The organism is Evansella sp. AB-P1, assembly GCF_029688925.1.
GTDB lineage: Bacteria > Bacillota > Bacilli > Bacillales > Salisediminibacteriaceae > Evansella.
This window is the reverse complement of the sequence record NZ_JARUKY010000005.1, coordinates 45,298-58,668: the sequence shown is the minus strand read 5'-3', so window position 1 is coordinate 58,668 and position 13,371 is coordinate 45,298. Positions and strand designations below refer to the sequence as shown.

The following is a 13,371-nucleotide window of genomic DNA, read 5'->3' as shown; positions in this document are numbered from 1 at the left end:
TTTATTATATTCTACCCTAAAAAATTTAAAAGGAGGACTGAATTTGAGTAAAAACGATGGAATGAACTATGCTCCAAAGGGAAAGCCAAATCGTGTAGTAGAGGAAGGAGAATTCTCTTTTGCTGCGATGGGGTTAGATCATGGACATATATATGGAATGTGTAATGGGTTGATTGAAGCAGGTGGAGATTTAGTAAAAGTCTATGATCCTGATCCTAAGAAAGTGGATGTATTTTTACAGAAGTTTCCTCATGTAAAAGTAGCTAACAGTGAGGAGGATATATTATTAGATTCTTCTATTATATTAGTGGCAGGTGCGAGCATACCGTCTCAACGGTGTGAATTAGGATTAAAAGTGTTGGATCATGGAAAACACTATTTTGTGGATAAACCTGCATTCACAACTATGGAACAGATGAATAAAGCAAAAAAGAAGACAAAAGAGACAGGAAAAAAATGGGGTATATACTATAGTGAAAGACTACATGTAGAAAGCGCAGTATTTGCTGGGCAACTAATTGAAGAAGGGGCGATTGGTAGAGTTATTCAAGTGATTGGGACTGGACCACATCGAGCTAATCCAGCTTCACGTCCAGATTGGTTCTTTGATAGAGAATTCATAGGGGGAATCTTATGTGACATAGGTAGCCACCAAATTGAACAATTTCTCTATTACTCAGGTGCTAAAGACGCAAAAGTGTTGCATAGTAAAGTAGCGAACTACAATTATAAAGAATACCCTACGTTTGAGGATTTTGGTGATGCTACACTTTTAGCTGATAATGGTGCTACATTTTACTTTCGAGTAGATTGGTTTACTCCAGATGGACTTGGTACATGGGGAGACGGAAGGGTTATCATATTAGGAACAGAAGGCTATATTGAGGTGCGAAAGTATATTGATATTGGTCGTGATTCGACAGGTGATCACGTATACCTTGTTAATCAAAAAGGAGAGAAACATATAGAATGTAGTGGGAAAGTAGGGTATCCATTTTTCGGACAATTTATATTAGATTGTTTAAATGGAACGGAAAATGCAATGACACAAGAGCATGCATTTAAAGCAGCAGCACTTTGTATTGAAGCACAAGATAAAGCAATTCAAGTAGAAGGATAACAAAATCAAGCATATAATCAGAGAAGGGGCTAAATTATGTTACCAATCAATGAAAATTTGAAAGATAAAGTTGCTGTTATAACAGGGGGAAGTGGTGTCCTTTGTGGTGCGATGGCTAAAGAGCTAGGTAGACAAGGAGTAAAGGTTGCAATATTAAATCGTAACAAAGATACAGGTAAAATTGTAGAAGAGGAAATTGTTGCTGCTGGTGGTATTGCTCTTTCGCTTTCCTGTGATGTTCTTGATAAAAATAATGTTAAAGAAGTTTCTGAAATTGTAAAGGAAGAATTAGGTAGTTGTGATATTTTAATAAATGGTGCAGGAGGAAATCATCCAGATGGAACGACAGAAAAGGAAACTTTTCATATGGAGGATCTTAACAACAGTGTAAGAACTTTTTTTGATATGACAACAGAAGGATTCCAGCATGTTTTTAATTTAAATTTAGTAGGAACAGTTATCCCAACACAAGTGTTTGCAAAGCAAATGATTAATAAAAAAGGTGCAACCATAATAAATATGTCTTCCATGAGTGCACCCTCACCAATGACAAAGGTACCTGCTTACAGTGCAGCAAAAGCAGGAATTAATAACTTCACACAATGGTTAGCTGTACATATGATTGATGCTGGTATCCGTGTGAATGCAATTGCCCCTGGCTTCTTTCTAACAGATCAGAATCGTCGATTGTTAACTAATGAAGATGGAAGCTTAACTGACAGATCTGAAAAGATAATGTCTCAGACTCCTATGAAGCGTTTTGGAAAACCTGAAGATTTATTAGGTACTTTAATATGGCTTGCTGATGATAGTATGTCAGGCTTCGTAACAGGTATTGTTGTTCCAGTTGATGGTGGATTCATGGCATATGCAGGGGTATAGAATAAAAAAATGATTGAAATAGTTAATTGGCATAGGGAAATTGAAATCCCTATGCTTTTTGTTATGTTAAAATTTCTATTGTACAAAAATACTAAAAAAAAATTTGCTTCCAATTCAATTAATATTTGGTATAATTTAAATAAGTTTTAAGAATTTTTGCACTATTTTTATTTTTGTCCGATAGAAAAATATCGGAAACCATTTAAAAGGAGGGGTTATTGATGCGGTTTAAGTTCGTTTTCATTATTGCTTTTTTATTCTTACTACTTACTGCTTGTAATTCTACTGAGGCAGAGGATCCAGACTATTCAGGTGAAATCACAGGTTTTCATGGAAGAGGTGTTTTCGTTGAAATAGAGACAGGATCAAATCTAAGATTATCTTTTACTGATGAAATTACTTTACAAGATGAGGATGAAAATGAATTAACCATTGATGACCTCGAAGTAGGCGATCAGATTATAGCGTGGAGATTTGGAAATACTGGAACAGCAGTAAATCGTATGATTGTTACAAAAAATTAAAAAGATAATTCAAAAAAGATAAATCCTCTATTAGTAAGGATTTATCTTTTTATCTATTAATAGCTAAATACGTTATGTTGTGTAATTAAACTAAACTATTATAACTGTGGCACAAGAAGTCCCCCAAATTCATTAATGTAGATGAATTGTGCAATTTATTGGTTTTTTAGACTTCTTCATATTTAAAATAATCAAAATCAGCATGTTTCATTTGTCCACTTAAGTCCTGCACACAAAGTCCAATAAATGTACCTGTAAAACGAATATATTTAGCGTCATCATCTGATAAATGACTAATATCTATTTTATCTCCAATGGTACTCCAGTTCTTTCTATCAAAAGAGTAATAATATTGTAGCCACTCCTGTTGAATAGTTGCTTTTAAATAACATGTATTATTCTCTTTCAATATTATTTCCTCATTTAATAATTCATCATATACTCCATATTTTGATTGAATAATTCCTAGGCATTTCCCCTTTTCCTCATGGTGGGTTATACGTAAATATACGTAATCAGCTGTATCATAGTACGTTATTAATCCTGCCATTTGTTGGAAATGTTCTGGTTCGAATTCAATAGAAGTTTCTATTTCCACATGAAAGCTTTCTAAACGTCTTGCAAGTAAACTTTGATGATGCGTGGAAATCATAGACTCTTGGCCTTTTAATCGAAGATAACCTGGACGTTCCTTTAATGTAATCCAATCTTCTGTAAAGGGTCTTCTCAAGGAATTCCAATATTTTTCTAGTTTAGCTGTATCAAAATGATCAATAGTATGTTCCGGTTCAAATGGAGTTTGTTCTATATGAGGTGCAGGAACTTGTACTTTAGGTTCATTCCCTCCTTCTATCCTTAGCCACCCATCCGTTGTCCAGTAACATTTCTGTATTGCTGTTTCTCGTCCTAATATACATTTATTTTCTTTAACAGGACGTCCACATAAGTGGGCGACATACCATTCGCCAGTTTGTGTTTCAACTAAACTACCATGACCAGCTTTTTGTAATTCATGATGCGGTTGAGAAGTTAAGATTGGATTTTCTGGATCTACTTCATATGGTCCATCAATATTTTTCGATCTTGCAACAGTTATCGCATGGTCATAACCTGTACCACCTTCAGCGGTCATTAAATAATAATGACCATTTTTTTTGTAAAGGTGAGGTGCTTCTGTTAGTCCAATCTCTGTCCCTTTAAAGATATTTTTTATAGGACCAACTAATCTTTTTTCTTCCATTGAATATTCTTGAAGAACGATGCCACCAAATGAGTTTTTACCTTTTCGATGGTCCCAAATCATATTTACTAGCCATTTTTTACCGTCATTATCATGAAAAAGAGAGGGATCAAAGCCGCTACTATTTAAATATATTGGCTCTGACCAAGGACCTTCTATATTTTCCGCTACAGTAAGATAATTATGGGTATCTTTAAAAGCTCCTTTTCTACTTTTTACATCCGTATAAATTAAGTAAAATAATCCGTCAGAATAACTTAAACACGGTGCCCACACTCCACCTGAATCAATATTTCCTATCATATTTAATTGCGATTGTCTTGTTAAGGGATAGGTTAGAAGTTTCCAGTGGACTAAGTCTCTTGAATGTGAGATTTGCACTCCTGGAAACCATTCAAAAGTTGATGTTGCTATGTAATAGTCATCTCCAACTCTTAGAATAGAAGGATCAGGATGATATCCAGGTAATATGGGGTTTTGAATAAAAGTCATAAAATCACTCCTTGTTATAATATCGGTTCAGTTTGGTAAGATAAATCAATAAAGCGTTTTCAAAATGAGGAAGGTAAAAAAATTCACATTTAAAATTAAAAAAAGAAATACTTTAATGAATTTCATAAATAGTTGTTGAAAAGGACGAACATTATTTTTGAGTGTAGAGGAAGACACCCACTCTAGCGACGAACATATGCTTCACGAATAAGCTACGAGTTGTCTCGACGCACTTAACAACAGAGCAATACTAGTTAGATCGAATTAAATTTAAACTCTTTGTATAAATGTTCGTGTTTTAGAATTAAATAGTGAATAATGAAATTGACTCACTTCTAAAAATTTCATTAATTGAATCAATAAATTTTATTTACAATTAATAATTCGAGAACAACGTTTGTATTTCCTTCCTATTATATAGATTTAAAGCCATCATACCGGATAAGTATTTTATCATTTATTCTCGAAATGATTTAGTAAACGCTAAACTACTATAATATTTTCAAGAAATGAGGTATTATTACTATTTAGATACAAATAAAGCAAAGTATATTGTTATATAGGGGATGTGGGGTTAAAAAATGAGCTTAGATAAAACTAGGAATGGTATATACAATTCAAATTCTTTAAAGAATACCTTTAAACAAATAATAGAACATAAATATTTCCAACCAATTATAATAGGGATTATTCTTTTTAACGGTCTAATAATAGTAACTGAAACTTATTTAAATGAGAATCAATTATTACTAGCTCTAGATAAATTAATTGTTTGGATTTTTGTTTTAGAATTATTACTTAAACTTATAGGACTAGGTTTCAGAGGTTATTTCTCTGATCGATGGAATATATTTGATTTTAGTATTGTTATAGGAAGTTTAGTTTTTTACGCAACACCTTTCGTAAGTGTTCTAAGATTAGTAAGAGTGTTACGATTAATAAGAATGATTCCGGCAATACCTGCATTACGAAAAATAATTGATTCATTGATGAAATCTGTACCAGCTTTAACAGGTATTTTGGGATTATCCATGTTGATTTTTTCCATTTACGCTATTATAGGAACAACCTTTTTCAGTGAAGTCCTTGAATATGAGTTTTTTGGGAGCTTTCATGCATCACTTTTTACATTGATGCAGGTTGTTACCTTTGAATCATGGGCAAGTCAAGTAGCGCGACCAATTATTAATGAAATTCCATGGGCTTGGGCATATTTTGTGTCATTTATTATTATTGGAGCATTGGTAATTTTAAACCTTGTTGTTGCCGTAATTTTAAGCTATTTAGGACAAGATGAGGAAGCAAAACGACAGGAGCAAATGTCGCAACTATATAATGAAAATAGAGAATTAAAGCAAGACATAAAAGAAATTAAAGATATCCTACTTCAAAAAAATCATTCGAAGAGGCAGAATGTATCAGAACGAAATCAATCCCAAGATGAGAATGCAAGCTAAAAACAAATATAAAAATCCACCTTGTTTCTCTTATTAAAGAGACGAAAGGTGGATTTTTACGTTTTATTTATTACAACATGTAGCCGGTATCTAGCATTAAAATGGGTAGAACATCGGTAATAATAATATTGCAATGAGTGCAATGATTATTTGCAACGGAACACCTACACGAACAAAGTCAAGGAAGGTATATTTTCCAGCAGCCATAACCATAGCGTTTGGTGGTGTGGCTACAGGTGTAGCAAAAGCCATACTTGAAGAGAAAGCAACCGCCATAACCATTGGAATTGGACTTACCCCCATTTGTTCTGCAGTTAAAATGGCAACTGGGAATAGTAAAACAGCTGTTGCTGTATTACTAATGAACTGGCTGAACAATGATGTAATTGCATATAATCCTGCAAGTACAGCAATAGGTCCAACAGCTCCTAAGCTTTGAATTAGACCTTCTGACATGAAGGTTACGCCACCTGTATTTTCTAAGGCAGTTGCCATTGGTAGCATGCAAGCAATAAGAATAACCGTCTGCCAATTAATTGATTGGTATGCTTGATCTGTTTGTCTAACACAGCCTGTCAATATCATGAGGACAGCGGCGACAACAACGGACACAACTGCAGGGACAATTTCTAATACCATGGCAAGAAGCATTCCTAAGAGAATAATTCCTGCAATCATACTTCGATTTGTTTGGTTAGCTAAATCTGTTTCTTCAGCAGCAGATTTTAAGACGACAGTATCATTTTTTTCAGCAGATAAAAGATTGATGTCCTTCCATTTACCGTGTACAAGAATTGAATCACCATAAAGTAATGTCTCTTCTTCTGTACCCTTTCTCGGTTCACTAAATTGATGCTTTAAAGCCAATACAGTTAAACCATATTTTTGTCTAAAATTAACCTCTTTAAGACTTTGATTGATTAACCTTGATTGAGGAGTTAAGATAACCTCTGCAAGATGACCCTCCTCTAATTTATAATCCTTTTCTTTTTGAAGGATTAAATCGGTATCCTCTATTAGCTCTGTTAAGGCCCCTTCCTCTCCGTAAACAATAAAGACATCTCCAGTTTCTACCATATAATTTGGTCCGACTGTAATACGGTGGGTTTGGTTACGTCTAGTAATACGTGATAAAGAAGACGTAGTCTCAATCTTAATCACTTCTAAAACAGTGATTTCATATGTACTAGGTAAACGAAGATCTTTAATGGTCTGTCCGATAATCCTACTGTCGTTAGGAGCTTTTACAGCAAAAATATTTTCTGTTATCCCGTACTGATCCACTAACTCAGCTGCATCAAATTTAGTAGAGCTGCCAGTTTTATTTTCTAAAGGTTTATCAAGCATCTTTCGACCAAATACCCATAAGTAAAGGATACCTGCTAAAAGCATGATAAAACCAATAGATGTAAATGAAAAGAAAGAAAGTGCTCCGTAACCGGCATCATGTAAGCTTTGGCTCGCTATTAAGTTTGGGGCAGTACCAATTAAAGTTAACGCCCCGCCCATGCTACTAGCAAAAGCTAAAGGGATTAACAGCTTTCCTGGATGAAGTTGCATTTGTCGACATAAGCTCACCACAACAGGAAGTAGAATGGCCACTGTTCCAGTATTACTAATAAAACCACTTAGGACAGCAACTAAAATAAGCATAAAAATCGTTAGCTTCCATTCGCTGTTTTTTGTTTTCTTAACGAGGAGATCACCAGCTTTTTGAGCTAGTCCACTTTGAAAAACTCCTTCACCTACAATAAATAGTGCTGCAACCATAATGACAACACTATTTGAAAAACCAGCGAAGGCTTCAGGAACAGTAATTAGTCCAGTTAATAGTAAAGATAGTAGTGCTATTGTTGCAACAAGATCTGCTCTAAATCTAGGTACTAAAAAGCAAATAGTAGTAATTGCCAAAATCAGAAAGACCAATTGCATATCTGTAATCATTTACATTATATCCTTTCTATCCTTATGATCCTTAAGATCACTAATGTATGAAAATATAAAGCATGAATGAAAAAATGGCTATACATTTTTAGTCTGTACGCATAAAACAGAAATTATTAGAATTCATATTACGAAGAGTTTAGTAAAAGAATTTTAAGATATTTTGCAACTTTATATTAACACAAATATCCAAATAATCCAGATTTTTTTATAGTGTTTTTCAAATCTGGGAAACGTTTGATAGAAAAGGGAAGGGTCATTTAAATCTTATTCTGATTCACCACTGCTTTTTCTATTAAATAAAATGCAATTATAAATAATATGTAGTAATTTTCATATTATTTTATACATATTACTTGTCTGATGTTCATATATATTACAAATTTATTTTGATACCCTACATTTTTCGTTTTCAGAATAGTTTGAATTATACTGCTAATCATGTGTGGTTTTACATAATGTATCGAAATAAATCGATAAACCTTAAATAATTTAAATGGTGATATGGAGGTCCTAATGAAAAAACCAGTCCTTGAAATTAATCATTTACGAACTCATTTTTTCACTGATCGAGGTGTAATTCCAGCTGTAGATGATGTAAGTTTTTATATTTATGAAGGAGAAGTACTTGGTGTTGTTGGGGAATCTGGATGTGGAAAGAGTGTAACGTCCTTATCTGTCATGGGACTAGTACCAAATCCTCCTGGAAAAATAGTAGGAGGAGAAATATTATTTCGACAACATTCTGTTAATGAAACTACGGAAAACCTTGTAAAGGTTAGTAAAAAAAGAATGAGGCAAATTAGGGGAAATCAAATTGCAATGATTTTTCAGGAACCAATGACTTCCTTAGACCCATTGTATACCATCGGTTTTCAAATTATAGAAGTTATTAAAAATCATGAAAAAATTTCGAAAAAGACTGCAAGAAATAAAGCGGTGGAACTTTTAAAGTTAGTAGGCATTCCAAGGCCAGAGGAAATTGTTCATGAATATCCTCACCAGCTCTCAGGAGGTATGAGACAGCGTGTCATGATTGCTATGGCTATGGCATGTGATCCAGAAATATTAATTGCAGATGAACCAACAACTGCTCTAGATGTGACCATTCAAGCACAAATCTTAGAGCTTATGAAAAAATTAAACCGTGAAAAAAGCATGTCCGTAATGATGATTACTCATGATTTAGGTGTTGTAGCGGAAATATGTAACAGAGTTGTCGTCATGTATGCAGGGAAAGTTGTTGAAGAAGGGGATGTAAGGACGATTTTAAAATCTCCAAAGCACCCCTACACACAAGGCTTAATACAATCTCTTCCGAAAATGAACCAGCGGGAAGAACGATTATATTCTATTCCTGGTAATGTACCAAAACCAGGAGAGGTCTTACAAGGATGTCATTTTGCAGACCGTTGTTCAATGGTTTTTAATCGATGTGTTAATGAAGATCCTGAATTGTATATGTTAAATGATGGTCATACTTGTCGCTGCTTCCTATATGGACAGGAGGGAGATGATCTCAATGTCTAAGCCACTTTTAGAAGTACAAGGACTAAAAAAATACTTTGATATTACAGGTGGTATTTTTTCTCGAAAGACTGGTGATATAAAGGCAGTTGATGATGTATCTTTTTCTGTTTTTGAAGGTGAGGTGTTTGGAATTGTTGGGGAGTCTGGATGTGGAAAATCTACTACTGGAAAAGTACTATTACGTCTCATTGAACCGACAGATGGGAAAATTTTTTTTGATGGAATGGAAATCACAAAACTTAGCGAAGAAGAAATGCGAAAAACACGAAGGGATATGCAGATAATATTTCAGGATCCATATGCATCCTTAAATCCTCGACATAAAATTGGAAGGATACTAGGGGAAGCACTAAAAATTCACGGCATTGGTAGTAAAATAGAGCAACAAAAGAAAGTAAAGGATATCCTAGAAATCGTCGGTTTACCAGGAGAACACGCTTCCCGTTATCCCCATCAATTTAGTGGTGGACAAAGGCAACGAATTGGGATCGCACGTGCACTAATTTTAAATCCTAAGCTGATTATATGTGACGAACCTGTCTCGGCATTAGATGTATCTATTCAATCTCAAATTCTAAATTTAATGAAGGATTTACAAGAGAAATTTAAGCTTACCTATATTTTTATTGCTCACGATCTTAGTGTTGTAAAACACATTAGTCATCGCATTGGAGTCATGTATTTAGGTCGAATGGTTGAGTTGTCTAGTACAGAAGATATGTTTGATAATCCATTACATCCATATACAAAGTCTTTACTTTCAGCAATTCCAGATCCAGATCCAGATTTTATACAGGAAAGAATCCTTTTAGAGGGAGATGTACCTAGTCCTTCAAACCCGCCATCTGGTTGTGCTTTTCATACCCGCTGTCCGGAAGCTATGGATATTTGTAAAAATGTTCGTCCTGTGCTTCAAGAAATTACAGTTAACAATTTTGTAGCCTGTCATCTGTATGAGGTTGAAGGAGATAATAACCGTAACCGATAACAGTGCAAGGATTACAAATGAAAATAATAATGAAAACAAAGAAGGGGGAAAGGAAATGGGAAAAAAGATTTTGCTGCTTTTTCTTTCATTGGTATTAGTAATAGTGATGGCGGCGTGTGGTGGTGACAATGAGGACGATGATAATAATAATGTAGATGATACTGCAGATACAAATGATGATAATAACGATAATGCCAACGATACATCAGCTGTGGATCAGACGTTAATTTATGCTCGTGGAGGAGATTCTCAAAGTCTTGATTTTGCTAGTACACAAGATGGAGAATCATCTAGAATTACCTTACAAATCTATGAGTCTTTATTAAAATTTAACGAGAATTCTTTTGAAGTGGAGCCAAGTCTTGCCGACGATTGGGATGTAGAAGATGATGATGTAACGTACACCTTTTATTTACGTGAAGGGGTTAAATTCCATGATGGAACGGATTTCAATGCAGAAGCTGTAAAAATAAATTTCGATCGTTGGTCCGATCCTGAAAGTGAATTTTCCTTTGCGGATGATGGTTATGCATATAGCGTGTATGGTAACCAATTTGGCGGGTTCAAAGGTGACGATGGACACATAATTGATGAGATTAATATCATTAACGATTACGAAATTCAATTTGTTTTAAAAGAGCCTTTTGGTGCATTTTTACAAAATATGGCTATGAGTTATTTTGCAATTACATCCCCTACAGCCCTTGCGGAATATGGTCCTACAATCAATGAAAACCCGGTAGGAACTGGTCCATTTAAATTTGTAAGATGGGATAAAGAAGATAGTATTATTTTAGACAAATTTGAGGATTATTGGATGGAAGGTTATCCAAAGCTAGATCGTGTAATTTTCCAGGTTATTCCTGATAATTCTGCTCGATTAACAGCCTTACGTGCTGGTGATATCGATATAATGGATGGGTTAAATCCAGACGATTATGAAATAGTGAAAAACGAAACTGGATTACAAGCTTTTGAAAGAGAAACAAATAACTTTGGATATCTCGGTTTTAATGTTGAAAAAGAGCCCTTTGACAATCCATTAGTTAGGAAAGCCATGCATCATGCAGTAGATAAGCAAAATCTTATTGACCTTTTATATGCTGGACTAGCGGAACCTGCCAAAAATCCATTACCACCAGCATACCTTGGTTATAATGATTCTATTGATCCTTATGAATATAATCCAGAGCTGGCAAGAGAACTTTTAGCGGAAGCAGGATATGAAGATGGTTTTGCATTTGATTTATGGGCAATGCCTGTGGCACGACCTTATATGCCTGATGCAGAACGTGCAGCAACCGTATTACAAGCAAACTTTGCTGATATTGGTTTAGAGGCGAACATTACTACTAGAGAATGGGCGACATATCTAGATGAGATTACAACAGGAGTACAGGATGTATTTATGCTAGGGTGGTCTGGTACAAACGGAGATTCGGACTATTTCTTAGGAAACTTATTAAGTACTGCTGGTATTCCTGATAGTAACTCTACTTTTTATTCCAATTCTGATGTAGATGCCCTATTAGCACAAGCAAGAACTACTGTTGATGAAGGGGAACGAGCAGCCCTTTATGAAGAGGCACTGGCCATCATACATGAGGATACACCGATGATAACATTAGTACACTCTGTTCCAGTTTTAGCTGGTAGTGATCGTGTGAAAAACTATGTACCTCATCTATCTACTAGTGAACCATTAACATTCGTAGAGTTAGGTGAGTAAGAGAATAGTAGAATTAATCGTTCCTATCTAAATTAATTGAAGGCAGGGAATTCAAAGAAATAGTTAGTTTTTCTGTTCCTGCCTTCCTTTCTCTTAATTGATTAGGGTAGACCGCCTATGGAAGTGAAGATTTTCGCCATGGAGAATGAAAATTAATTTTAATCCAATTGGAATCCCACGAGACTCCCTGCGGAAGAACGAGCTAGACGAGCACTGCGGGAGTAGAACGACCAAGGAGGCTTGGCAGATCGTACGCGGTAAAGAAGACACTGTGATTGCGAATGTAGTGAAGCAGAGCAGATGTCGCACTTATACCCTTGTGGTGAAAGCGAAGTGGGATGGAACGAATGATTAACCTGACCTTTATTTGCCGATACTATTAATTTTGATATCAGCTATTTTCAGGGTAGATATTATTATTTGTCTTAATTATTGTTAATGGAAGCAAGAGGTGAAAGGTATGGTTGCTTATACAATCCGAAGAATACTAATGGTCATTCCCGTCTTAATCGGAATGTCTATTGTAACTTTTGCAGTTATCCATTTTATTCCGGGGGATCCTGCAAGAATCATTTTAGGTGATCAAGCGACTGCTACGGCAATAGCAAATTTAGAAGAACAGCTAGGCTTAAATCGACCTGCATATATTCAATACTTTACTTACGTGTTTGATCTTCTAAAAGGGGATCTTGGGACATCTTTAAGAACAAATCGGGCAATTTCTTCGGAAATCTGGCCACATTTAGCGGCAACCCTTGAGCTAACCTTCTTTGCCATGATATTTGCTATTGTTATAGGTGTAAATGCTGGAATTATAAGTGCATGGAAGCAAAATTCATGGTTTGATTATATGGCTATGGTCGTTGCACTTATTGGAGTTTCCATGCCGATTTTTTGGCTTGGACTTATGCAACAATGGATATTCGCACAGGAGCTAGGATGGTTACCTTCATATGGACGTGGTAACCCACGAGATCCTGTTGAAACAATAACAAATATCTATCTCGTTGATACTCTCTTAAATGGCAGATTGGATCAATTTTGGACTTCCATAAAGCATCTAATATTACCAGGAATTGCATTAGGTACAATTCCTATGGCAATTATTGCTAGGATGACAAGATCAAGTATGCTTGAGGTATTACGTTCAGATTATATCCGAACAATTGAAGCAAAAGGTTCTAGAACATTTACGATCATTTATCGACACGGCTTTAAAAATGCTGTTATTCCTGTCCTTACTGTTGTAGGATTACAAACTGGCACCTTACTAGGAGGCGCTATCCTTACAGAAACAATATTCAGCTGGCCTGGAATTGGAAGATACGTCTATGACGCAATTGGGTCTCGTGATTATCCAGTCATCCAATCTGGAATTCTCGTTATTGCATTTATGTTTGTCATTATTAATTTAATTGTAGACTTACTATATAGCTATATTGATCCTCGAATCAAGTACTAGAGA

10 protein-coding genes are annotated in these 13,371 nt (G+C 35.1%); 8 read left to right on the top strand and 2 right to left on the bottom strand.

Translation table 11 applies throughout. The features are described from left to right. The first annotated feature begins 43 nt into the window (after positions 1–43). The 3 genes from QA612_RS06270 (at position 44) to QA612_RS06260 (ending at position 2,526) form a co-directional block, all read left to right on the top strand. Entirely contained in the window at positions 44–1,120 is a 1,077-nt protein-coding gene (locus tag QA612_RS06270) for a Gfo/Idh/MocA family protein (RefSeq protein ID WP_278282924.1), read from the top strand. A gap of 36 nt (positions 1,121–1,156) precedes the next feature. After that, positions 1,157–2,002 carry an SDR family oxidoreductase gene (locus QA612_RS06265; protein ID WP_278282923.1) on the top strand — a complete coding sequence of 282 codons (846 nt, stop codon included), beginning with the start codon at positions 1,157–1,159 and terminating at the stop codon, positions 2,000–2,002. Between the two features lie 221 nt (positions 2,003–2,223). Then, positions 2,224–2,526: a hypothetical protein gene (locus tag QA612_RS06260; protein ID WP_278282922.1), complete on the top strand. Its 303-nt coding sequence runs from the start codon at positions 2,224–2,226 to the stop codon at positions 2,524–2,526. A gap of 166 nt (positions 2,527–2,692) precedes the next feature. Here QA612_RS06260 and QA612_RS06255 read toward each other — a convergent pair whose 3' ends face one another. Beyond that, complete coding sequence (locus QA612_RS06255; protein WP_278282921.1) at positions 2,693–4,258, bottom strand: glycoside hydrolase family 43 protein; 1,566 nt, start codon at positions 4,256–4,258, stop codon at positions 2,693–2,695. A 581-nt stretch (positions 4,259–4,839) separates the two neighbouring features. Here QA612_RS06255 and QA612_RS06250 point away from each other — a divergent pair. After that, entirely contained in the window at positions 4,840–5,715 is an 876-nt protein-coding gene (locus QA612_RS06250) for an ion transporter (RefSeq protein WP_278282920.1), read from the top strand. Between the two features lie 96 nt (positions 5,716–5,811). On the opposite strand, the gene QA612_RS06245 is transcribed toward QA612_RS06250, so the two are convergent. Beyond that, positions 5,812–7,659 carry an SLC13 family permease gene (locus tag QA612_RS06245; RefSeq protein ID WP_278282919.1) on the bottom strand — a complete coding sequence of 616 codons (1,848 nt, stop codon included), beginning with the start codon at positions 7,657–7,659 and terminating at the stop codon, positions 5,812–5,814. Between the two features lie 516 nt (positions 7,660–8,175). On the opposite strand from QA612_RS06245, the gene QA612_RS06240 reads away from it, so the two are divergent. The 4 genes from QA612_RS06240 to QA612_RS06225 all read left to right on the top strand — a co-directional run bounded on the left by QA612_RS06240 (position 8,176) and on the right by QA612_RS06225 (position 13,368). Then, positions 8,176–9,189: an ABC transporter ATP-binding protein gene (locus tag QA612_RS06240; protein ID WP_278282918.1), complete on the top strand. Its 1,014-nt coding sequence runs from the start codon at positions 8,176–8,178 to the stop codon at positions 9,187–9,189. Continuing rightward, positions 9,182–10,177, top strand: a complete 996-nt coding sequence (locus tag QA612_RS06235; RefSeq protein WP_278282917.1) for an ABC transporter ATP-binding protein — start codon at positions 9,182–9,184, stop codon at positions 10,175–10,177. Before QA612_RS06240 ends, QA612_RS06235 begins: the two co-directional genes overlap by 8 nt. Positions 10,178–10,232: 55 nt before the next feature. Next, on the top strand, positions 10,233–11,906 hold the full coding sequence (locus QA612_RS06230; RefSeq protein ID WP_278282916.1) for an ABC transporter substrate-binding protein: 1,674 nt from the start codon (positions 10,233–10,235) through the stop codon (positions 11,904–11,906). A 460-nt stretch (positions 11,907–12,366) separates the two neighbouring features. Continuing rightward, on the top strand, positions 12,367–13,368 hold the full coding sequence (locus tag QA612_RS06225; RefSeq protein ID WP_278282915.1) for an ABC transporter permease: 1,002 nt from the start codon (positions 12,367–12,369) through the stop codon (positions 13,366–13,368). The last annotated feature ends 3 nt before the right edge of the window (positions 13,369–13,371 follow it).

Coding starts and splice junctions, on each gene's coding strand:
- QA612_RS06265 (WP_278282923.1), top strand. CDS start 1,157: ATGTTACCAATCAATGAAAATTTGAAAGATAAAGTTGCTGTTATAACA.
- QA612_RS06260 (WP_278282922.1), top strand. CDS start 2,224: ATGCGGTTTAAGTTCGTTTTCATTATTGCTTTTTTATTCTTACTACTT.
- QA612_RS06255 (WP_278282921.1), bottom strand. CDS start 4,258: ATGACTTTTATTCAAAACCCCATATTACCTGGATATCATCCTGATCCT.
- QA612_RS06250 (WP_278282920.1), top strand. CDS start 4,840: ATGAGCTTAGATAAAACTAGGAATGGTATATACAATTCAAATTCTTTA.
- QA612_RS06245 (WP_278282919.1), bottom strand. CDS start 7,659: ATGATTACAGATATGCAATTGGTCTTTCTGATTTTGGCAATTACTACT.
- QA612_RS06240 (WP_278282918.1), top strand. CDS start 8,176: ATGAAAAAACCAGTCCTTGAAATTAATCATTTACGAACTCATTTTTTC.
- QA612_RS06235 (WP_278282917.1), top strand. CDS start 9,182: ATGTCTAAGCCACTTTTAGAAGTACAAGGACTAAAAAAATACTTTGAT.
- QA612_RS06230 (WP_278282916.1), top strand. CDS start 10,233: ATGGGAAAAAAGATTTTGCTGCTTTTTCTTTCATTGGTATTAGTAATA.
- QA612_RS06225 (WP_278282915.1), top strand. CDS start 12,367: ATGGTTGCTTATACAATCCGAAGAATACTAATGGTCATTCCCGTCTTA.